The sequence below is a fragment of the Salinivibrio proteolyticus genome (assembly GCF_001996165.1).
Taxonomy (GTDB): domain Bacteria; phylum Pseudomonadota; class Gammaproteobacteria; order Enterobacterales; family Vibrionaceae; genus Salinivibrio; species Salinivibrio proteolyticus.
The window spans coordinates 60,167-81,536 of sequence record NZ_MUFP01000010.1; the positions used below are offsets into that span (position 1 = coordinate 60,167).

Below are 21,370 nucleotides of genomic sequence, written 5' to 3' on the forward strand. Positions count from 1 at the left end.
AAAAGGACAAAGGATGACGCAGCCTGACCCTCTTTCTCCCTATTATTATCATCATAACTTCCTATGCTTGATGGATTTAGTGTCTGAACGTGATTGGGATCTGCTCAATCACGCAGAGCGTCATTGGATCACCACCTTTCAACAGCTTAGCTTTAAGGCGCAATGTTTGCTGATCCGATTATTGATGCGTCGTCATGATTGGTTTGTAGCCGAAAAATTGGTGTATCACGAACTCGGCGACTTGTCTCCCTTGCTTGATGAATTGGCCACGCAGGGCTATGTCCGCCTCACCCATGAGGCGGCCACYGAGGTGGTGCTGAATCTTCTGACCAAACCCCAAATGGCTCGCGCTTATCCGCAGGCAAACATGCCAAAAAGCGCCAGTAAAGCGCAATGGCAAGCGGCGATTCAAGCGACGTATGGCGACACTTTGACCAGCCCAACCATGCTCATTGAGTGTCTGCAACCTGAGTTGTTAGCCGTGTTTTTACTGCTCTACTTTGGTAACTCACGCCAAGATTTAAGTCAGTTTGTGGTGGCCGAGCTCGGCATTCAAACCTTTGAGGCTTATCCTCTCCGTCAATCAGAACGTCTCTTTCACTGTCGTGAACACATTGACCACTGGTTACACTTGTCGGCATTAAATGAGCATTATTGGCAAGCGAAAAAAGCCAAGCAACCCGACATCATTCTCGCCCTGACCGACCAGCTTCCCGCACCGTACGCATGGCCACCACTGGAACGGAAACGCCAACGGTTAGTAAATCGCATAGCCCGTGAACACGAGCGCCATGCAAACCTTGATACGGCACAAATGCTCTATCAAACCACCACACAGCCTCCAAGCCGTGAGCGACAGGCGCGGATAGCCATCAAGCAAGACAATATCGATTTAGCCTCCACACTGCTCGGCACCATGTTGCGCACCCCCCATGATGAGGATGAACGTGACATCGCCTATCGCCTCGCCAAACAAAAAGCCGTCCGACAACATGGCAGGCTCCATGACTTGCCTGAAACATATACCAATGAAATACACACAGAGCACCTAGTTTTACCCTTGCACGATCGCGTCGAGTGGGAAGTCGCCGATTATTATCGCGCTCAAGGTTGGACAGTCTGGTACAGCGAAAATTGCTTGTTGAATGCACTGTTTGGTTTGTTTTTTTGGGATATCCTTTTTATGCCCGTCCAAGGGGCATTTCTTAATCCATTTCAGCGCGGGCCGCGTGATATATACAGTGAGGAGTTTTGTGCTGCGCGCCAACCCGCCATTGACGCTCGCCTCAGTGACATAGAAAACGCACGTGAGCTGATAAAGCAGCATTATGCAGAAAAACACGGTATTACCAATGATTGGGTCCACTGGGGAGTTATCGAATGGCCATTACTGGACGCAGCGTTACGCGCGCTCTCCCCCCATCAACTCAAAGCGTGTTTCGAAAGGATTTTGTTTGATCGACGACACAATCGCAGTGGTCAGCCTGATCTTTTTATGTGCCGAGCCGATGACTATCAATGGGTAGAAGTAAAAGGGCCCGGCGATACACTCCAGCACCATCAAAAACGCTGGCTGCACTTTTTTAATCACCATGCCATCAATGCAAAAGTCACCTATGTACAGCGCTGCACGCAGTGATAATAATGCGATTACTGGGCAGCGCCTAGCTATGCGAACCTAGCCTAGACTGGCCTGAGGGAACGTAAACGTGACGCTGTCACTCATCACTCTCGATGGTAGGGTTAAAAATGTAGCGTGAGCCGTCATACACCAAGCGTTTAATCAGTGCTCGACAGTGTTGAAGTCCCGATTGATCAAAAGACAAGCCGTAGCGCTGCATGCCCCACTTTTGTTGACGATTCTCTACTTGTCCACTCAGTACAAAACAGTCATCCCCGTGAGAAGGCCGGACTTGAATCGCGAGTTGGTGCTTCATGTCAAACACGGGAGCAATAGCATCAAAACTAAATCCACAACCACCGGCGGAGATATCGGTTAGGTTGACCGACAAACGTCGCTTCTCAAGCGGGATTTCACCCTTGACGTTAAGCTCATAACGGCTTTCTTTCCGCTGTTGAACCAACTTGGCTTGCTGCGGCAGTTCCACTAGCATAATGGCGACTGGCGACATCATGATGTGTGAGATCCGTGAGGCAAAACGAATTTTGGTGCCTTCGCCCTCATCCGATACACCATCAACCGCAATGCGATAACCTTCAACAAAGAACTGATTTAACTGCTTAATGTTACGGGTAGGAATGGTAAAGAACAGTCGCTGTTCGCCATCAAAGCCAATGAAGGTACTCTGGCAGCTAAAAATTTGACCAACCGGAGTTTTTATTTGTACGTGAGTACTCGTGCCATGTTTAAGAAAGCCAACCGCACGCAAGCCAATCACGGCTTCTTCACGCACTGTTTTATACTTTTTGGCTTTAAGATCGGGAAGTGCTTGGGTCATGAATTATCTTATAGCGTTATAGTTATCAACCAGTTATACAGCCAGAAAAATAAGGGGTCAACGATGGAGCACACCAAGACTGTGCTCCATCACTGATTGTGTTAGAGCATTAACATCGCAAATAGCATCAGCGGCATAGACTCGCCATTGCTAGACACAATTTGATTACCCTCAATGGTGGCAGCGAGCTCAAACTGTCCCTCAGTCATCGTCGCATATCCCGCTTTGATCAACTGCTGTTTTTTCGCCTGCCATTGCGGCTGGCTTAGCAATGCGTCGGGCACAGTAATGTCGATATTGCCTGACAAACGGCTGACCAAGGCATTTAAGTCTAACTGCGCAGAGACTTGTGGGTCCGCTTTRGCTAAGTTCAGCGCAACATTAGCGCTTACATCGCCATCCGGTAAGGTGATGCTCGCCGGTGCGATATCCAACGCCAACCCTTGCTGTAATAGTGTCATCATCGCTTGATCCAGTGCGTCAACTTGCTCTGGGTTCTCAAGATCAGATGATAAACCAGCGATCGCCGCCATCGCCTGATAATCTAACCCTTTCGCATCAAAGACTAACGCGATGTTGCGCCATTCACTATTGTCCGGCAACGTGAATGAGGACACGGTAATGCGGTTCGCGTTATCAATGCGCGCGCGTGTGTTTTCGTCTGCATTGACTATTTGGTTGCTGATCTGAATTTGGCTTTTTCCGACTCGATAAGCTTGGTTGCTGGTGTCAACCAGACGCATGCCTTCAATCGAAAATGCCTGCTCACCAATCCAAAGGTCATCTTGCAAATAACCCCGCCCTTGACCCTTAGCCGTATCTATTTTTATCTGCTCGCCGTTATCGGCGTTCAGCGCCGCCGCTGGCCAGTTAAAATCAAAGGTAAATTCACCATCGCGCGCCAAGCTCCCCATCAAGGTTAGCTCGCTGGCTGTCAGATTCTTGCCTTCATTCGTGAATGAGAAAGGTGCGACGGTCAACTGATAATCCGACGCTCCTGTCACAAGCGTTTCCATGTCCAATCGGATAGGGGTCGGGTTACCAGGCCATAGTCGCTGGGTGAGTGTTTGTAGCTCGGGGGTCAACACTAAGGTATTAGTCGATGATACGCCAAGCACACCATGGGTGATCTCTGAGGAAAGATCATACTCACTGGGCAGACCCGCCTCTTCTAAGGCTAGCTTGACATCACCTTTAAAGTGCAAACGCGTCACAGCGCGAGAATCAAGGTAACCGCGATGGTATTCACGTTGTTCCACCGCGATCTCTGGCGAGCTAAATTGTGCCACTTCGCGTTCATACATAGATTGCGCGATTTGACCGGTGGCAAACGGCCAACATGCCGCCACCGCAACAGCGCCAGCCATAGCGCCGTATTTTCCTAGAAACATATCTTTTGCCCTCAAGGCACTCGAAAAGCTCTAGTGTAACCAAAAATAGACGGTGACGATAACACTGACATGGCATCCTGCGTGATGGGCGACAACCGCCGATATAGCAATCCGTATCTTTTTATATGAAAAACAATATATCTTACTGATTTTTGTCAGTTAAAAAACAAATTCGCACCGGTGATTATTTTATAAAATAGCATTAGATCTCCCAGCCACCTCACGCTATGATGATTCGTCCTACTCGCCAGCCTACTCGGCGCAACATAGTAGGAAAACACTACCATTGACGCGTCTCTCACCGCTTAGATGAAGGCTCAAATTATTCATACAGCCAGCACTTTGCCTATCGCGTGTTCAATGCGGTAGACGTTTGATTCTCAGAGGCACATTTCGATGTATGTATTCGCGCGTTTTCGGTATGCGTGGAATAGCGGACAGCGCGACGTCAGCGTCGGCCTCTCCTGTTTAATGGCTGCGCTGGCCGTTTGCATGTTGCTCCTCGCCACATCGCCAACCTCTTTACATGCCGCGCCATACATCGCTTCTCCCTTAGGCCATCTCATTGCTGATTCGGCCGCGCCCCCCCATAGCCACCATCGTCCTGATATTGCATGCTTGGTAAGTCGCCTTGGACTGTCACGAGCAACAAATGACAGCGACAGTCCCGGAGATGACAGACACCCGTATAAACCGACTCGTCACCTTGTGGGCACGGGTTGCACGTTTTTGCGCTTTGCGACGCACTATATGCAAGTATTGGCGTGTCAAAGACAGCAAAAGGCGTTAACAGTTGTTATGCCTCGATTACTGCAGTTTCCTCACCTATTCGCACGCTATGCACATGCCTAGTTTTTCTACCGTTGGTTGTTGAAAAACGTGAATAGGTTTTATGAGGAAATAGTCTTGGACGCTTTATCTGTATTTTCTGCGTTATGGCATCATGATCTCGCTGCGCTGCAGCACATGGATCTATCATTGCTTTATGTTTGTGTCGGCTTGTTGGTATTCGCAGAAAGCGGTTTTTTACCCGCCGCGCCCTTACCCTGCGACAGCGTTATTGTGCTTTGTGGGAGTTTGGCGGCTTTTGGCGTCTTCAATCTCTACGTGATCATATTAATTCTGATCATGGCTGGCTGGTTAGGCAGCGCAATGGCCTTTTATCAAGGACAACGATTAAAAGAGTGGCGGTGGGTATCTCATTGGTTGAATAAAGTGCCTGCCAAGCATTTGCAGCGAGCCGACACGTTAATCGGCCGATACGGTCTGCATGCCATGTTTGTCGCACGATTTTTACCCGTGGTACGGTCACTACTCCCGATGATGATAGGGTTAAGGCAAGGGCTATCACTGCCCCGCTTCTTAGTGACCTCGCTCTGCAACGCGGTTTTTTGGATCTGTCTGTTGGTCTTATCAGGCTATGCCATTTCATACCTGCCGCCCAAACTGGCTGGTATCGTTAATCATTTTTTGATCATTGCGCCACTGATGACATTAGTGATTGCCAGTCTCAGTCTGTTGGTCGGATGGTTGTTCCATCGCCGCACGCGTAAACGCCGCAGTCCACTGACCACAGAACACGAAACTTTCATCGAGTAATGCCGAGTACAAGGCGCCAGTACATCATGGATTGGCGCCTACTTTGTGTAAGGATGTGACAAAGTGCGTTATTGTCGACCGATTCGCATCATCGCTGGCTAAATCCGCTTACAATGCAAAGCATTGAGCAGAAATTCAGCGATTTCTTATGAATGCCTACGTGATTTTGTGCGTCGACCACGATCCAATCATTATCGAGAAGCTCACTCACGATTTAGCCCCTTTTCGGGATGTTTTCGATCTGTGTAGTGCTGATAACCCTGATGACGCCAACGCACTCCTTGATGAATGTCAGCATCAAGGCCAACAAGTGGCAATGTTGATCTGTCACAACCAACCCGGCGATGACAGTGGCATCAATATGCTCGTCAATATCGATAATCACCCAGCTAGCATCGGTGCGCGCACTCTATTGCTCAGTGATGCACCACAGTACGACGCCATTTTGCAGGCGGTGAATGAGGGACGGTTAAACTATTGCATGCATAAGCCTTGGCGTCGGGATGAACTGCAGCGCGTGGCCGAAAAAGAGCTAACCACCTATGTGTTACGCTACTGCCAGCATGATTTACTCCGCTATGCTGAAGCGCTCGACCACCGCGCCTTGCTTGATGCACAAGTGGAACGCGAAATTAACCAGTTCCAATCTCAACTGTTCTCCCCTTCAAGTAGTGACACCCGTGCTATTGCCGACAAAGTGATTCAAGGTCTTTATGCTTTTTTCGAGGGGAATGATGAAAGCAAAGCGTGTCGCACTTACAGCCCTCACCATGTTCTTACCAAAGAAAATCAACCCAACGCATTTCTCTGGTTTATTGCCGAAGGCGAAGTGGGATTGTACAAAACCGATGACGATGGCCAGGAGCATCATGTTTCTACCCTAAAAGCAGGCAGCTTGATCGGCAGCATGTCATTTGTCACCGGCGAGGTGTCTTTCTCAACGGCCCGCACCTTGACACGCACCCAAGTGATCAAAATTGACCACGAGCTGTTTGCCAAAATCATGCGTAGCCGCTCAGAGCTATTACCACTGTTTATCCAGCACTTATTGCTACATTTTAACCAGCGCTTAAAGCGCAGTATTGGCACCGAAATTCAATTGCAACAGACACTCGCCTCATTGGACGCCGCCAACCAGCAATTGGTCGAGAAAGAAAAAATGGCGTTACTTGGCCAACTCGTGGCAGGTGTCGCGCATGAGCTAAACAATCCCGTATCGGCGATCCTGAGAAATAGCGACGCCCTCGGTGATGCGTTACAAGCGGTCGCACAAGCGCCATTAGCGCCTGATAGCCTTGAGCAAGCACTCACATTATTACAGACAAACCGCGAGGCAACGCCACTTTCGACGGCTCAGGCACGCGCCTACACCCAAGCCTTAACCGACCAAGTCACCGATCGTCATCTTGCCCGTGATTTAGTTGGGATGGGACTGTATCAAGCTGACGAGGTCTCGCAATGGCAACAGCAACTGGGCGATGCCTTTACGCCCACGGTGGAAATCTGGCGACAATACGCCCGCTGCGGCCGCTTGCTGCGTTCAAACCATGTCTGTGCCCAGCGCATTGCCGATTTAGTCAAAAGCTTACGTACCTATGCGCGCCAAGATACTGAGCAGCGTCAGCGCACCCAGCTGCTGGAAGGCATTGAAGACACCCTGACCTTGTTTGAGCATCGACTGAAGCCTCATCAATTGGATAAACGCTATCACCCATTGCCAGAAATCGTCGCCCAGCCCTACGCGCTGGCGCAAGTGTGGACTAACTTAATCGCCAATGCGCTCGACGCCATGCCAGAGCCCGGCACACTTACGGTACAAACCGACCTTGTCGATAATGATGAAGCAAGTTACATCCAAGTCGCGATTTCAGATACCGGCGTGGGAATGACGCCAGAGCAACAAGAAAAGATCTTTGCCTTAAACTACACCACCAAACGCGAGGGTCACTTTGGCTTGGGCATTGGTCTAACCGTGTGCCAACAAATTATCCAGCAACATGGTGGTGATATTCGTGTGTCATCTGTTCAGCAACACGGCACCACAATGACGGTGACACTACCCGTTTCGCTCTCCCCTGCTACCCGTAAGGAGCCCCAGTTATGAGCCAGTATATGATTTTATGCGTGGATGACGAACGTGACGTGCTTGATAGCGTCATGGATGACTTACAAGGCTTTTCTGATCATTTTGAGTTAGAAGCCGCAGAGTCGGTTACAGAAGCTCGCGATGTGATTGAGCAAATGGCGGCGCAAGGCACGCAATTGGCACTTATCCTGTGTGATCACATTATGCCTGGCGAACTTGGCGTCGATTTTTTGATTGAGCTGGCGAAACAACCGCAAACCGCAGGGGCGCGTAAACTGCTTCTCACCGGCCAAGCGGGGCTAGAGGACACTGTATCGGCAATTAACCACGCCAGTTTACATTACTACATTGCCAAACCATGGCAGAAAGCGACGCTTACCAGCGTAGTCACCGATCAATTAACCAGCTTTATGATTGAGCACGAACCAAACCTGTTGCCATGGACCAGTGTACTTGATACGCCAAGACTCGTGGACGCCATCAACAAGCATAAATTCGAGGTGGGCGGCGAATAAGCGCTTTTTGCCTTAATACCCGCCATTGGGTCAGAAATCGGTAAAAAAGCCACGTCTGCCACACGGATGTGCTTGTTTATTCGTTCAATCGTCTTATAGAATGATTTCAACACCAATAACAAGTGGAATTGATAATGCGTAAATCTCTATTAGCCGGCGCCATTGTCGCTCTGGCCTCATTCAGCGCCGCGGCCAATGAAGACGACGCCAGCCTGAGCACCATGAGTAACTTCAGTTACGATTACGTTGAAGGGCGCATTGGTGTCAGCCCACTCACCTATGGTGCAGGATTTAGCATGTCTATCCATCCTAATGCACACATTCGCGTTGAGGCAGACACCGAGTTTGATTCAGACTGGGATACATCAGCAGGGATTGGCTTTCATGCCCCGATTAATAACTGGGCAGACCTGACCGGTGAGCTACTTGCTCGTGGGGTGAACAAAAAGGATTACGACAGTGATGTGGGTCTAGAAGTGAATCTAGGTATCCGTCAGTGGTTGGGTCCACAGGTAGAAGTTGGCGGCCAAATTGGTTTGCTCACCGTCGATGATGAAGAAGATACCTTTGGCTCCGCATACGGTCGTTTCCACGCCACCGAACTCTTTTCTTTGGGTGCCGAGTATCGTGTAAACGAGTGGTATGGCGACCAATTTATGTTTACTACACGCTTTAAGTACTGATTCCCAAACGTACTAAAGACAAACGGTCAACAGAAACAAAAAAACCCGCATCATGCGGGTTTTTATTTGCTTGCTATCCGGCACGGTTAGCGGATCAACAGCATAGGTACCGTTGATTCCACCAGCAGTTTGGTGGTGTTGCTGCCCAAAAAGAACTGACGCAGTTTCGAGTGACCATAAGCCCCCATCACAATCAGTCCAACCTGGTTGGCCGCTTGATAGTCTAGGATAGCGCGGTGCACCTCACCGGTTAACTGCACTTCAACCACATCGACACCCGCCGTTTTCAAGCGCTCTGCCGCACGTTTAAACGCTGCCAGCTTTTCTTGTGAGTCTTCTACCATTACCAAATGGCAGGTCATCCCTGCCAACAGCGGTGTATTCAAGGCTTTTTCTACCAACTTTTCGCTGATATCGCTGCCATCAAAGGCCAATAAGTAARACTCTGGCGCACTGAACTCACCATTCGCGACCAATGTATGCGCCTTGATGGAGCGGATCACACTTTCCAGCTGCGATCCAATCGCTTTGGTATCGTTTTGATGCAATTCACCCGATTTGCCCAATACCAAAACACGGGTTTGTGGCTCTAGCTCGAGTAATGTTTCAACTAAATGGCCGTGGCGTTGCAGTTTACGCACATCGTCCAGCCCTTTGGCTTTGGCGTCGTCTTCCAGTTCGGACAGCAGCGCTTTACCGTGTTTCATGGCTAGCTTGGCACGCTGCTCATCCAGCTCCACCAGCTCTTGTAACAGTTGTTCACGGCTCCCGACTCCCAGATTCCCTGAAAGCTCAGGTTCCGCTGGGTGTGAGGATTTATCCAACACGTGTAATAGCGTCAACGGCACAGAAAGGCGCTTGGCTGCCCAAATGCTCAAGTCTGCGACTTGCTTTGAATAATGCGGGCCATCTACGCACGCGGTAATTTGTTCCATGGTCGGTCTCCTTAGTGGCCAGCCATCATTTTTTCAACTTCTTCCGGCTTATCGTGCACGCCGAACTTATCGACGATGGTCGCAGTCGCATCATTCATACCCACGATGTTGACTTCAGTGCCTTCACGACGGAATTTAATCACCACCTTGTCGAGTACAGACACGGACGTAATATCCCAGAAGTGCGCTGCAGAAAGATCGATGGTGACACGCTCCACCGCTTCTTTGAAGTCAAACGATGATAAAAATTGATCTGACGAGGCAAAAAAGACTTGGCCAACAACGCGATACGTGCGCTCGTCGCCATTGTCTGTATTGTCGCTTTTGACCACCATAAAACGACCAATCTTGTTGGCGAAAAATAGCGCCGCGAGTAACACACCGACAAACACACCAATCGCCAAGTTATGGGTGAACACAACCACGGCAACGGTCGTTAGCATAACGATATTGGTCGACAGTGGGTGCGACTTCAGATTTATGATGGACTCCCAAGAGAAAGTACCGATCGAAACCATAATCATGACCGCGACCAATGCAGCCATCGGAATTTGGCTAATCCAATCGCTGAGGAACACCACCATGATTAGCAGCAAAATACCGGCGATAAAGGTCGATAGGCGTCCGCGGCCACCCGACTTCACGTTGATAACGGACTGACCAATCATCGCACAACCGGCCATACCACCAAGAAAACCAGTCGCAATGTTAGCCACACCTTGGCCTTTACATTCACGGTTTTTATCGCTGCTGGTATCGGTCAAATCGTCCACGATAGTGGCGGTCATCATCGATTCCAACAGGCCGACCACAGCCAGCCCCGCAGAGTATGGGAAGATAATCGCCAGCGTGTCCCAGTTTAGCGGCACGTCCGGCCACAAGAATACAGGTAAGGTATCCGGCAGCTCACCCATATCTCCGACAGTACGTAAATCAAGGTTGTATGTCATCGCGATACCGGTAAGGACCAAAATACACACTAACGGAGAAGGAATGGCTTTACCGATACGCGGGATATACGGGAACAAATAGATAATGCCAAGGCCCGCTAACGTCATCGGATAGACATGCCAGAGGATGTCGCCCTCGCGCATAATCTCAGGGCCAAAAAGCTCAGGGAGCTGCGCCATAAAGATCAAGATCGCCAAGGCGTTCACAAACCCTGTCACCACTGAGCGCGAGACAAAACGCATAAGGTTGCCGAGTTTTAGATAACCCGCACCGATCTGCAAAATACCGGTAAGCACGGTAGCGGCAAGTAAGTATTGCAAACCATGCTCTTTCACCAAGGTGACCATCAGCAATGCCATCGCACCGGTGGCTGCCGAGATCATCCCCGGACGACCGCCTACAAAGGCAATGATCACGGCGATACTGAACGAGGCATACAGACCGACTTTGGGATCAACGCCGGCAATAATCGAAAAGGCAATCGCTTCAGGAATCAAAGCCAATGCCACCACGATACCCGCAAGGATATCGCCGCGTACATTGGAGAACCAATCACGCTGAATTCTATCTATCATGAACGTCTCTATAAATTGGGATTAAAAAGTGATGTCGCGTTCTGATCTCGGGCCTGCTGCAACCCAGAAAATCAAAAGGCGTGATCCTAGTCAGTTATTAACCAAGCGTCAACCGTCACATTTTTATCAATAAAAGGCGTTATTCCTATAAATCAAAGTCTTATTGCGTTGATGTGATATTTTTAGCGTAGATTTATTGCCATCTTTTCTTGATACACGCTTTTCCGTATTGTCTGGACAGGTGATTAGACTTACAAGCGCGGATACACAGGCACCAACAGCACGGTAAAGGAAAGAATCAATCCAATGAGTGCATAAATCAGTTGGTTAAGCGTCCAGCCAATATCGATAACGATACCGAACACCCAAGGTGCCAATGCGGTAGAGAGGATCATCATGCCAGTCACCAAAGACCGAATAGCACCAATATGCGAGACCCCATACATTTCCGCCCATAAGGTATTAATCACAGGATTGGTTGCACCAATCGCTAAACCGAAAAGGCACATAAAAAGCGGCGCCGCTAATGTGTGATTGACGTTGGCAATCACCATTAACCCGAGCAACAGTGGAATGGGGATTACGATAAGTACATTTCGCGAACGATACTTATCAATCAAGCTGCCTGATATCACTGAGCTTAACCAATGCACGGCCCCGTAAAATACGAAACTTCCCGCTAATACGCCCGGCGTCCACCGTTTCGCTTCTAGGATAAAGTCCTGTTGGATAAATACGCCGGTCACCAAAAACGGCGTCACCAAAGCTATCGGTATGATCATCCAAAACCGCCAGTCGCGAATAACTTGACGCCGGCTCGCATCGCTGGCGTGGTTTTGATTGTCTACCTCAATACGGTTCCGTTTAAGGTCTGCTTTTCTGACTAGCCATAAGACCAGTGGTAAAAACACCACTAACAGGGTAGCACCAATGAATAACCAGCTTTCTCGCCAGCCCAAAAACGCGATTAAGCCAATGACGATTGAGGGTAAAACCACCTCGCCAATGGCAACACCACTGCCGACCAAGCTAATGGCTTTACCTTTATCCTGCTGTGCACGCTTAATCACAGTGGCTTGCGCGATGTGAGGTAAAAAACCTTGTCCACAAAACCGCAGTAAGAAAAAAACCAGCAGCAAGCCCACCACACTATCAACGGCATACATCAACGTACACGCGACTATCAGTAACGTGGCAAAGAAGATCAGTAATTTGTCGACCCGCACCCGATCCACCACACCACCAAAGCTAATCACCAACACGCTGCTGGTCATGGTCGCAATGGCGTAAACCCCGCCGTAGGTTGCATCACTCAACAACAGCGCATCTTTAATACTGCTGCCATACCAACTGATGAAAAACGATTGACCAATGTTGCCAAAAAAGATCGATAGAAAGCCAAAAGCAATTAACGGCCATTGGTACTTAATTAATGTCACATACGATCGCGCTAGCATACGCCCCCGTTGTCCCCTGTCATTCCATTTTGAAACGTCATATATCAACACGCCTTCAAGGGTTTACTTAATGCATGAGATGAAAGCTGACTATGACATGCCTGCACGGAAGAAGAAATGAAACCCGACCTGCTTACGTCGGTTTTGTGATGCCTTTTAATCCATATTGGCGATGGATCAATCGCTTATTCATGTTTTCACCGCTTACTGACACACAAACGGGCCGAGATGCGCTAGGCTTTGCGCCCTCTCAATATCACAGACAATAACAACAATATGAATCCAGTCATGTCAGCGCCAACCAAGATGGCGTTACGCTTCCCCAAAGGGCGATTCGCCATGTTGAGTGTGTACAGCTTTACCGGTGCCGCCATTGTGGCTTCTACCATTTTTTCCCTGCTGCTGTTCTTATCCCTTGACGACAACCCGCTAATGCAATGGTTGTTCGGAGCATTGGCAGTGATTTTTGAAGCGGGTAAGTTTTACGCATGGTACGAGTTTGGTGAGCGTCGGGCGCACGGCAACTATGTGGGTGCCTTATCAGCCTTGGCTTTTTATCTCATTTTGGCCTTAATCTCGATTGGCGGCAGTATTGGCGGCATCAATAGTGCCACCAATGCCGCGCAAAGTGAGCAGCGCCAAGCCCAAGCGCAGATTGACGCTTATAACCGACAAATCGATGCTATCGAGCAACAAATCACCTTGAATAATCAAGCCGCTGAACGTTATATCGAATTGGATAGAATTGCGACTGGCGTGGCGCGATTACAAAAAGAAAACAACCAATTACGTAAAGAGCAACAGCAGCTCGCGTTCGAGCGCGATAGTTTACCCGCGGTGGCACAGGGATCCATCTTGGGATTGATTAGCAACCTTGCAAACACCCTGGGCGTAAGCGCCGATCAGGCCCAATCTTGGCTGGTGATTTTTCTCTCTGTGTTGTTAGATTTGTTCGCCGCTTTCTTTGTCGGCGTGATTGGTGAAGAACAGCGTTTCCGCCATTGGTATCGTCACCCACATGCCACGCCCCCTACGCCAGTGAACACCAAGGCGTCTCCTCGTGCCAATGAGATCAACACGGAAGTCACCACGCCGGATTCAGCGTCTCCTCACGAGGATACGGATGCGCCTTATGCCAATATCAAAGCCGCGTTAGCCGCCAAAACGCTACGTTGTAGCAAAAAAGCCGTGATGGCGGAATATGCACTCAGCCAAGAGGCCGTCGATACCCTATTTAACCATTTACAACAACAGGGATTGGTCGCCAAAAAGCCGAACCACCATTATCACTGGGTGGGTTAAGCCACCAATATCAATATACCGCTGAGTATCATGGCGGGAAGCCCACTTAAAAACAGCCACAGTCCGAGCTTGTCATCGGGCTGTGACGATGAATCGATCACCATCGCGTGTTGTTGAGCCGTGAGCGCCCGCCGTGTTACTGAATCACGATACCAATAGCGGCTTTTGTAACGACTGTACGTCACAAGCCCCGCTGCCGACCAAACGAGCCCCCCGACGTAAAATGCGCCATCCCCAAACGTCGTCAATGTTATCCACCCTGCCTGCCACGCCCCAACCACAGCGGCACTGGCTATTGCCGTTGACACTAACCAAACATAAAGAAAATGCACGCTTGGTGATGTAGATCCCTTCGGACGATGTGGTGCTTTCATTGTGTTTCCTTTCTGTGTCTTAGCGAGCCACTCTGGCTATTGATAATCCCACCTCTTTGCGGCATGGCGGTGATGTGGTACAAACATCTGGTAAGTTTGTTAATCAGTACGTTACCTGACCTTTTAGCACCTTACCGATAAAAACAATTTATAACCAAGCAAATACAACAAAAAGGTGATCTATGCATAAGGCTGCACAAGAGGTGCATGCGCCTGAGGCATCAGTATGGCGCGCATTAGGCGATGTGAGTCCGTTGTGCCTCGCCGTCCTGCCTTGGGGGATACTCTGCGGTTCATTAGGGCTGCAAATGGGATTCAGTGCACTGCAAACACAAGCCATGTCATTACTGGTTTTTGCCGGGGCGGTGCAATTGTCGGGCACCATGATGGTGGGCAATGCGGCGGGCTTACCAGCGGTACTCGGTTCCACACTGGTGATTAGCGCACGGCACCTTCTCTATGGTGCTCACTTTCGACAGTACATCACTCCCTTGCCACTTAAATGGCGTCTCGGCCTCGGCTTTTTACTGACCGATGAAATGTATGCGCTTTCAACCGCACACACCAGCAAGCAGGGAGGATTTTCTAAACACTACGCCCTGTATACGGGCGCCGCGTTTTACGTGGGTTGGAATCTTGCGACCTTGGCGGGGATTCTAGCTGGTTCTCAGCTGAAAGCCTTGGAAGCGATCGGCCTCGATTTTGCCATCGCAGCCACCTTTATCGCACTGACCGTTCCCAGTATAAAAACCCGCCCCGTACTGCTTTGTGCCTTGGCAAGCGGTGTCAGTATGCTGCTATTCACCTATTACCACATCCCCAATGCGTTAATCATTGCAACCGGCGTAGGTATGGTCGCAGGGCTAATGGCTGAGTCGCTACCGACACGGAGGGCGTCAACATGAGTTATTGGTTAATCATCGTGGCCATGGCGCTGATCACCTTCTCGGTGCGTTATCTGCTACTGGCACGGAGTATCCCTGTGCGCATTGGTCCGCGGTTGCAACGACTCCTAACCTACTCTGCACCGGCGGTCCTGACCGCGCTATGGGTACCGATTGTCTTCTTTCCCGAGGATCAGCTGGCTATCTCTACCACCAATCCTTATTTACTCGGCGCCTTGGTCGCTATCGGTTTAGCCTGTACCCGTCTATCGACCTTATTAGTGGTCGGGCTATCGATTGGTTTTTTCGTTACCCTTCAGCTTTGGGTGTTGGGATAAATAACGACGATAAGCCAGTCAGTGCGATGCCACTATAGCAAGAGGCAGGGTCATCACCCTGCCTCTTTCGTTTATTTGGTTGTTGGCCCCAGAGGCCAATGAGTTGATTATTCATTGAATAACAGTGGACTATGCCGTTTCCTGCACCCGTTGTTGCACGCGCGAGACATGGACCAAACTCATCAACTTGATACTCGGTTTTAACAGCAGCTGTGCGCTCCCGACAATGAAAAGCCAAGTACCACTTTCCATCAACGCATCGTTTAGGAAGAAAAAACTACCAATCAAAAACCAAATCGCGATTAGAAGGTCGTTAAAAGCCCCACACGCCTCATAACGACGTTGAATCACCAAGTGTTTATTACCGATATCAATATCCAGTTCTCGGCCGTGACGTTCAATCATGTTGCCTCCTCTGGACCTTGGTATCAGCAATCAAGATGTTGGCGTTTAACGATCAGTACCGTTTGCACCATTTTAAACGCAAAAATCACCGCGCTAACCGCGAGGAATAGCCATGCAAGTGGAATAAACGCGAAGGGTTCTTGTAGCGTGCCGTTGGCAGCAATGTTCGGGGTGGATAAGTTGAATGCTAAGAGGCATCCAATACCAAGCAGAAAGAAGATAAATGAGGTACGAAAATTTCGTAATAGGGTTAGCATAAAACCTTTTTGTTGTTGCTTCAGTGCTTAGTGTGACCAAGCTCACTGAATAAAGTTCAGTTTTATCTTCATTTTTTTCAAAAAATCTGGCTACCCCTTGGCGTCAGGGTAGCCAGATGCGCGTTTAAAGTTTGTAGGTTGCCACTTTTTCGCTAAGGTTCGCCGCTTGAATACGCAACCCATCCGCCTCTTCAGACGCATCGTTCGCACTATGAACAAGGTGCTCAGACACATCTTTAATAGAGGTAATATTTTGCGTGATCTCGCTAGTCACATGGGTTTGTTCTTCGGCAGCCGTTGCAATTTGAGTCGCCATATCACTGATTTGGTTAACCGCCGCATCAATCTCACTCAATGCTGCAGTGGCTTTATCAGCATCCGCGACCGAGTCGCCCGCCAGTGATGAACTACTTTCCATAATAGAAACGGCATTGGCTGTAGTGGTTTGCAAGGTATCAATCGTAGACTTAATTTCTTCTGTCGATGCATGGGTGCGCTGAGACAAGATGCGCACTTCATCGGCAACTACCGCAAAACCACGGCCCTGTTCGCCTGCTCGTGCCGCCTCAATCGCCGCATTCAGCGCCAGCAAATTGGTTTGCTCAGCGATATCTTGAATGGTCGATAACACAGTCGAAATTTCTTGGGAGTGACTGTCCAACTCCGCCACGATGGTACTGGCCTGCTTCAACTCATCGGCCAAGCGGGTGATTGACGTCTTAGTGTTCTCCACCACCGCCCGACCATTATTGGTACTTGCGGTTGACTCTTGTGCGGTGCTTGCGGTGTGCTCAGCATGAGAGGCAATTTCCTGCGTCGCCGAGGCCAGTTCTGTCACGGCTGTCGCCACCATGGTGATCTCTTGTTGCTGCTGATTAATATCATCCACGTTGCGTTGTGCACGATCGGTACTGCTTTTCGATTGCGATGTCAGCTGATCGGCCTGCCCACGAATATGGCTGATGAGTTGATGCATACTTCCTACGAAAGTATTGAAATTGTGCGCCAACTGCCCGACTTCATCTTCGCTTTCTACCTCAATCCGCTGGGTCAAATCACCGCTACCATGAGCAATTTGCTCAAGCGCATTCGACACATTAGTCAGCGGTTTAAACAGGACATTAACCAACAGGTTAAATAACAAAGTACACGCAATCACCACACCGATGGTCACAGCAATTTGTCCCCACACCGCATCGAACAAAGGCGCTACCAACGAGTCATAATTGATCACCGTGACCGTCATTAATCCCGTATTGGCAATCGGCTTGGCATACATCACACTTTGCTCACCGTTTACCTCGGCCATAAGATCTTGGCCCGAATTGGCGGCATTTTTTACCGTACTTAACGATAGGCCTAAATCACTGACGGGTTGGTTAAGAAGATCCGTATTGGCATGGGTAAAGATGTTGCCATCGCCATTGGCAATAAACATATAACCGCGCCCAGGTAAGATAACCTTCTCAAGGCCCTCAATGATGTCGCCAATTTCAACGTCAGCGCCAAGCACCACCATGTCGCCACCCAGTTGCAAGGCTTTCCCTAATGAGACCACATTGGCGCCCGTTGCTGCGGCTACCGTAGGGTTATCCATAAACACGCTCGACGGATCGGCTTTCGCGTTGATGTACCAACCCCATTTGCGTGGATCATCATTACCGGGAGGGAGGACCACACCATTGGCGTTGTCTTGACTACCATCTGGATACGCGAGGAACACATTATCAAACCCACCCGAATCGCGAACCTGTTTTAGGTGCGTCACGATGCTGTTGGGATTGGCTTCACTGCTTAGCGACGTCATCGCACGTTCTTTCGATACGATCCAATCCGCGACATACTGGTTATATGAGGCCGTCGTGCTTTCGAGACGTTGCGATACCTCGGTATCAAGCCGTGATAGTGACGCCCGARATGAGAGTGCTTCAACCAGTAAGCCACCAATGATGATGGCAACACTCGCCGATAGCGCAAGCTTATTTTTTAATGAAAGTTTCTTGAACATAACTGCCTTGTTTGTCTGCCAAAGTCTGGTTGTGATTATTGTTCATCAAGTAAATCAGTGATCACACAAGCCCGCAAAACCGCTTACTGTCAAATGGTATCCGCATCACAACAATCTTACTGATGCGTTACGCAACACGTTGAAGAGTGGTCGCATTTTGTTCACTTAAAGCGCAAGTAGATGCAAACGTCTACACCCTATCTGCCACGCAACCTTCCTAGCCTACCAAAGGAAAACGATCCAGAAATGTGCTAGATCAGTAATAACTAATGAATTGTTGAAACGCATTAGATTATGGTGCCGGCGTGTTTCCAAATTGAAGAGTTGCCATCGCTCGCAACTTTTATTTTGCTCAACTACGCTTTAGTTAATTAAGAAGTACGCGAATAGAGGCGAAGATCATGGACTTGTTTGCGGATCAGCGTGACGACGCATCACCATCCCCACCAGAAACGAATCAGGCTTACACCCACGAGCCTTGGCGTATTCTGTTGGTGGATGATGATGATTTGATGCACGAGGTGACGCGCTTGGCGTTAACAGGGTTTACTTTTCAAGATCGCCCGCTCGAGATTTTATCGGCACTCTCTGGGCAAGAAGCGAAAGACATTCTCGAAAAGGAGGAAGATATCGCTCTCGCACTTGTGGACGTGGTGATGGAGACTGAACACGCAGGTTTAGACCTCGTGCGATATATCCGCGATGAGAAAAATGACCACGTGATCCGGTTGGTGTTGCGGACCGGCCAAGCGGGGCAAGCCCCCGAAGATAGAGTTATCCGCGAATACGACATTGATGATTATAAAGAAAAAACCGAACTCACTACCCAAAAGCTAAAAACCTTGCTCTACTCTATGCTGCGCTCTTATCGCGATTTGTGCATGATTGAGGAACAAAAACAAGGATTAAAGCGGGTGATAGAGGCGTCTGCAAACGTCCAAAATACCACTAACCTGCAACACTATGCGACAGCAGTGTTGGAGCAGCTCACCTCATTGCTACACATTCATGACTCAGCTTTTTACTGCGTCGTGCAACCTCGCCCCGGCGCGGAGGAGTCGCGCGCGCTGACTCTCGCCGCGACAGGAGAATACGTCGATTGTTACAGCGAATGTGCGTTTGAGAAATTGCCCAAAACGGTTGCAGAGCGATGTCAACAAGCCCTCAATAAACAGCAGAGCATCCAGTTTGATGATGGCTTTGTACTTTTCCATCGTGATGAGGAAGATGTTGAGTTTCTACTTTACGTGAATCACGCTAAAACTCTCTCAGAGCTCGACCAACATTTGCTGAAAATATATATGCAAAACATTGGGCTGACGTTCGAGAACCTTAGCTTGATGGTAGATTTACGTGAAACTTCCAAAGAGCTAGTTTATAACCTCGCCAATGCAGTGGAGGCGCGGAGTAAAGAAACGGGGGCGCACGTGCAACGGGTATCTTTGTTCTGTGAACGCCTTGCAGAGCTTTACGGCCTGAGTGAGCAAGAGGCCACCATGATTAAACACGGATCGCCGCTGCATGATGTGGGTAAAGTCGCTATCCCTGATGCCATTTTGCACAAACCCGGTAAGCTCGACGCTGATGAGTGGGAGATCATGCAAAAACACGTTGAATATGGTGTCGAAATTCTTAGCCATTCCAAACGCCGTTTAATTTTGGTAGCCAAAGAAATTGCCGCGACTCACCATGAAAAATGGGATGGCAGCGGTTATCCCAATAAATTGGCAGGTGAAGACATTCCTGTCAGTGGACGGATTGCTGCATTGGCCGACGTGTTTGATGCGCTCGGGTCAAAACGCTCCTATAAGGATGCATGGACTGATGACGACATTCGCAAAGAGCTGGTCGCACAGCGCGGCAAACATTTTGAGCCCAAACTGGTCGACTTGCTGATCGATAACTGGGACGACTTTATTGCGATACGTGAGTCGCACCCAGACTAGTCTTGCAGTTCCATAAAAAAACGCGCTGTCTGAGCGCGTTTTTTTATGCGTATATCCTAAAGCACTAACTCACTTAAAAGCGTGCTTATCTACAGCCTCGTCAGCTCTTAGGCTTTCAATTTAACTGCGTCAATCAATGTTTTGCCACCGTGAAGAAGGCGTCAACGACCAGCGTTCCATTTCACTGGCACTATAAATCGCACGCCCTTGGCGACCAATTTGAATCGGTATCGTGCTTGCATCAGCACCAGCATTTATTTGTTTAACGAGATCTGCCGCATGCTGGCCTTGTGACTCACCAAATAGCACGACACCACCAGCCGTCTTCCCTTTACCGACTGAAAAATCCCAAAAACCAAAAGTCGGCACTTCCACATGTTGATTGGTCCAACTGAGCACTTGGTTTGCATCAACATTGTTTCCTTCACTGTCCACTAAGGTTTGATATAGGCCGACAATAATTGCATCAAAGCCACTGCGTTTTGCGGCGGCGATTTCTCGTTGCCAGCCTTGAAACGTCACAGCATTAGCAATATTGATTTCAATACCCAAGCTACGTCGAATTTGCTCGTACTGACGCAATATATACTCAGCAGCAATTTCGGAGGTCACCCCCGAATCAAACATCACCTTCACTTTGATGTTTTTCTTACCCAACAGCATGCTGATTTCACGCATATTCCGTACAAATAACGGTAATTCCAACACCCCCGTGACCTTTGCCTGACCTTCATACTCGGCAAGCAAGTGGCGAGGGTTCGAGTTAATCCCTAAAAACACAATCGAAATGGGCTCATCATAGAGCCTTGGCAACATATATTTCAGCGCATTGTCATCGCCGAGCACCACGATCTCGGGCTTTGTTGCTTGGTATGCGGCAAAGGCTTTATCCGCCTGCTTTTCAAACTCACTGGGCGGCAGTCGCTTGGTATCCATTTCAAACCGAGATAGCGTGTAATCACTGCCCAATGTCCTTTCTAGACCAGCGATATAGCTTTTATCCCAATCATAGCCGTAGTGATAGCTTTCAATCAGCATCACGTTAGCCGCCCATACAGGGGCGATGACGCACAGCAACAAGCCAGTGAGTGCTTTAATCAACAAGTGCATGATGCTCTCCTCAATAATCTGACTTTTTTAGTGTAGGCGAGCCAAGACAGACACCCTTACCATTGCGAACAGTTTTTTCATCTACACTTAAATTT

The 21,370-nt window shown here is 49.2% G+C and carries 19 protein-coding genes; 9 read left to right on the forward strand and 10 right to left on the reverse strand.

Going from position 1 to position 21,370, the window contains the following annotated elements:
- The first annotated feature begins 13 nt into the window (after positions 1-13).
- A complete protein-coding gene (locus tag BZJ19_RS09350; RefSeq protein WP_077675427.1) occupies positions 14-1,639 on the forward strand; it encodes a VRR-NUC domain-containing protein in 1,626 nt (541 codons plus the stop codon).
- Between the two features lie 79 nt (positions 1,640-1,718).
- Here BZJ19_RS09350 and BZJ19_RS09355 read toward each other — a convergent pair whose 3' ends face one another.
- Together BZJ19_RS09355 and BZJ19_RS09360 are read right to left on the reverse strand one after the other, a co-directional pair.
- Complete coding sequence (locus tag BZJ19_RS09355) at positions 1,719-2,459, reverse strand: PilZ domain-containing protein (RefSeq protein WP_077675428.1); 741 nt, start codon at positions 2,457-2,459, stop codon at positions 1,719-1,721.
- A gap of 101 nt (positions 2,460-2,560) precedes the next feature.
- Entirely contained in the window at positions 2,561-3,850 is a 1,290-nt protein-coding gene (locus BZJ19_RS09360) for a DUF945 family protein (protein WP_077675429.1), read from the reverse strand.
- Between the two features lie 966 nt (positions 3,851-4,816).
- On the opposite strand from BZJ19_RS09360, the gene BZJ19_RS09365 reads away from it, so the two are divergent.
- The 4 genes from BZJ19_RS09365 to BZJ19_RS09380 all read left to right on the forward strand — a co-directional run bounded on the left by BZJ19_RS09365 (position 4,817) and on the right by BZJ19_RS09380 (position 8,733).
- The gene (locus BZJ19_RS09365; protein WP_077675474.1) at positions 4,817-5,449 is read left to right on the forward strand and encodes a DedA family protein; all 633 of its coding nucleotides are present in this window, start codon (positions 4,817-4,819) and stop codon (positions 5,447-5,449) included.
- Positions 5,450-5,597: 148 nt separating this feature from the next.
- On the forward strand, positions 5,598-7,553 hold the full coding sequence (locus BZJ19_RS09370) for an ATP-binding protein (protein WP_077675430.1): 1,956 nt from the start codon (positions 5,598-5,600) through the stop codon (positions 7,551-7,553).
- Positions 7,550-8,050 (forward strand): response regulator, encoded by a 501-nt coding sequence (locus tag BZJ19_RS09375; RefSeq protein WP_077675431.1) that lies wholly within the window; start codon positions 7,550-7,552, stop codon positions 8,048-8,050. Before BZJ19_RS09370 ends, BZJ19_RS09375 begins: the two co-directional genes overlap by 4 nt.
- Before the next feature lie 134 nt (positions 8,051-8,184).
- Positions 8,185-8,733 carry a hypothetical protein gene (locus tag BZJ19_RS09380; RefSeq protein WP_069587087.1) on the forward strand — a complete coding sequence of 183 codons (549 nt, stop codon included), beginning with the start codon at positions 8,185-8,187 and terminating at the stop codon, positions 8,731-8,733.
- 86 nt (positions 8,734-8,819) lie between these two features.
- Here the strand turns inward: BZJ19_RS09380 and BZJ19_RS09385 are convergent, their stop codons facing one another.
- The 3 genes from BZJ19_RS09385 to BZJ19_RS09395 all read right to left on the reverse strand — a co-directional run bounded on the left by BZJ19_RS09385 (position 8,820) and on the right by BZJ19_RS09395 (position 12,633).
- Positions 8,820-9,668 carry a universal stress protein gene (locus BZJ19_RS09385; protein WP_077675432.1) on the reverse strand — a complete coding sequence of 283 codons (849 nt, stop codon included), beginning with the start codon at positions 9,666-9,668 and terminating at the stop codon, positions 8,820-8,822.
- An 11-nt stretch (positions 9,669-9,679) separates the two neighbouring features.
- A complete protein-coding gene (locus BZJ19_RS09390) occupies positions 9,680-11,194 on the reverse strand; it encodes a SulP family inorganic anion transporter (RefSeq protein WP_077480097.1) in 1,515 nt (504 codons plus the stop codon).
- Positions 11,195-11,445: 251 nt separating this feature from the next.
- A complete protein-coding gene (locus tag BZJ19_RS09395; protein WP_157891174.1) occupies positions 11,446-12,633 on the reverse strand; it encodes an MFS transporter in 1,188 nt (395 codons plus the stop codon).
- 306 nt (positions 12,634-12,939) lie between these two features.
- Between BZJ19_RS09395 and BZJ19_RS09400 the strand changes: the two genes are divergently transcribed.
- The gene (locus tag BZJ19_RS09400; protein WP_077675434.1) at positions 12,940-13,953 is read left to right on the forward strand and encodes a Preprotein translocase subunit SecY; all 1,014 of its coding nucleotides are present in this window, start codon (positions 12,940-12,942) and stop codon (positions 13,951-13,953) included.
- On the opposite strand, the gene BZJ19_RS09405 is transcribed toward BZJ19_RS09400, so the two are convergent.
- Complete coding sequence (locus BZJ19_RS09405) at positions 13,950-14,327, reverse strand: hypothetical protein (protein ID WP_077675435.1); 378 nt, start codon at positions 14,325-14,327, stop codon at positions 13,950-13,952. The two genes, BZJ19_RS09400 and BZJ19_RS09405, sit on opposite strands and share 4 nt — an antisense overlap.
- A gap of 182 nt (positions 14,328-14,509) precedes the next feature.
- Between BZJ19_RS09405 and BZJ19_RS09410 the strand changes: the two genes are divergently transcribed.
- On the forward strand, positions 14,510-15,232 hold the full coding sequence (locus tag BZJ19_RS09410; protein ID WP_077675436.1) for an AzlC family ABC transporter permease: 723 nt from the start codon (positions 14,510-14,512) through the stop codon (positions 15,230-15,232).
- Positions 15,229-15,549: an AzlD domain-containing protein gene (locus BZJ19_RS09415; protein ID WP_046073054.1), complete on the forward strand. Its 321-nt coding sequence runs from the start codon at positions 15,229-15,231 to the stop codon at positions 15,547-15,549. The genes BZJ19_RS09410 and BZJ19_RS09415 overlap by 4 nt, the downstream gene beginning before the upstream one ends.
- 129 nt (positions 15,550-15,678) lie before the next feature.
- On the opposite strand, the gene BZJ19_RS09420 is transcribed toward BZJ19_RS09415, so the two are convergent.
- The 3 genes from BZJ19_RS09420 to BZJ19_RS09430 form a co-directional block, all read right to left on the reverse strand.
- Positions 15,679-15,954: a YrhK family protein gene (locus BZJ19_RS09420; protein ID WP_077675437.1), complete on the reverse strand. Its 276-nt coding sequence runs from the start codon at positions 15,952-15,954 to the stop codon at positions 15,679-15,681.
- Positions 15,955-15,977: 23 nt separating this feature from the next.
- Complete coding sequence (locus tag BZJ19_RS09425; RefSeq protein ID WP_069587075.1) at positions 15,978-16,211, reverse strand: DUF3955 domain-containing protein; 234 nt, start codon at positions 16,209-16,211, stop codon at positions 15,978-15,980.
- A 124-nt stretch (positions 16,212-16,335) separates the two neighbouring features.
- A complete protein-coding gene (locus BZJ19_RS09430) occupies positions 16,336-18,219 on the reverse strand; it encodes a methyl-accepting chemotaxis protein (protein WP_077675438.1) in 1,884 nt (627 codons plus the stop codon).
- 401 nt (positions 18,220-18,620) lie between these two features.
- Here BZJ19_RS09430 and BZJ19_RS09435 point away from each other — a divergent pair, with 401 nt between their 5' ends.
- Entirely contained in the window at positions 18,621-20,165 is a 1,545-nt protein-coding gene (locus tag BZJ19_RS09435) for a DUF3369 domain-containing protein (RefSeq protein ID WP_077675439.1), read from the forward strand.
- 129 nt (positions 20,166-20,294) lie between these two features.
- Here the strand turns inward: BZJ19_RS09435 and BZJ19_RS09440 are convergent, their stop codons facing one another.
- The gene (locus BZJ19_RS09440) at positions 20,295-21,275 is read right to left on the reverse strand and encodes an ABC transporter substrate-binding protein (protein ID WP_077675440.1); all 981 of its coding nucleotides are present in this window, start codon (positions 21,273-21,275) and stop codon (positions 20,295-20,297) included.
- Positions 21,276-21,370 lie beyond the last annotated feature (95 nt).

What these genes read in the sequence shown, in the direction of transcription:
- BZJ19_RS09355 (WP_077675428.1), bottom strand. Translation starts at nt 2,459, where the DNA reads ATGACCCAAGCACTTCCCGATCTTAAAGCCAAAAAGTATAAAACAGTG.
- BZJ19_RS09365 (WP_077675474.1), top strand. Translation starts at nt 4,817, where the DNA reads ATGGATCTATCATTGCTTTATGTTTGTGTCGGCTTGTTGGTATTCGCA.
- BZJ19_RS09370 (WP_077675430.1), top strand. Translation starts at nt 5,598, where the DNA reads ATGAATGCCTACGTGATTTTGTGCGTCGACCACGATCCAATCATTATC.
- BZJ19_RS09375 (WP_077675431.1), top strand. Translation starts at nt 7,550, where the DNA reads ATGAGCCAGTATATGATTTTATGCGTGGATGACGAACGTGACGTGCTT.
- BZJ19_RS09380 (WP_069587087.1), top strand. Translation starts at nt 8,185, where the DNA reads ATGCGTAAATCTCTATTAGCCGGCGCCATTGTCGCTCTGGCCTCATTC.
- BZJ19_RS09390 (WP_077480097.1), bottom strand. Translation starts at nt 11,194, where the DNA reads ATGATAGATAGAATTCAGCGTGATTGGTTCTCCAATGTACGCGGCGAT.
- BZJ19_RS09400 (WP_077675434.1), top strand. Translation starts at nt 12,940, where the DNA reads ATGTCAGCGCCAACCAAGATGGCGTTACGCTTCCCCAAAGGGCGATTC.
- BZJ19_RS09405 (WP_077675435.1), bottom strand. Translation starts at nt 14,327, where the DNA reads ATGAAAGCACCACATCGTCCGAAGGGATCTACATCACCAAGCGTGCAT.
- BZJ19_RS09410 (WP_077675436.1), top strand. Translation starts at nt 14,510, where the DNA reads ATGCATAAGGCTGCACAAGAGGTGCATGCGCCTGAGGCATCAGTATGG.
- BZJ19_RS09415 (WP_046073054.1), top strand. Translation starts at nt 15,229, where the DNA reads ATGAGTTATTGGTTAATCATCGTGGCCATGGCGCTGATCACCTTCTCG.
- BZJ19_RS09420 (WP_077675437.1), bottom strand. Translation starts at nt 15,954, where the DNA reads ATGATTGAACGTCACGGCCGAGAACTGGATATTGATATCGGTAATAAA.
- BZJ19_RS09425 (WP_069587075.1), bottom strand. Translation starts at nt 16,211, where the DNA reads ATGCTAACCCTATTACGAAATTTTCGTACCTCATTTATCTTCTTTCTG.
- BZJ19_RS09435 (WP_077675439.1), top strand. Translation starts at nt 18,621, where the DNA reads ATGGACTTGTTTGCGGATCAGCGTGACGACGCATCACCATCCCCACCA.
- BZJ19_RS09440 (WP_077675440.1), bottom strand. Translation starts at nt 21,275, where the DNA reads ATGCACTTGTTGATTAAAGCACTCACTGGCTTGTTGCTGTGCGTCATC.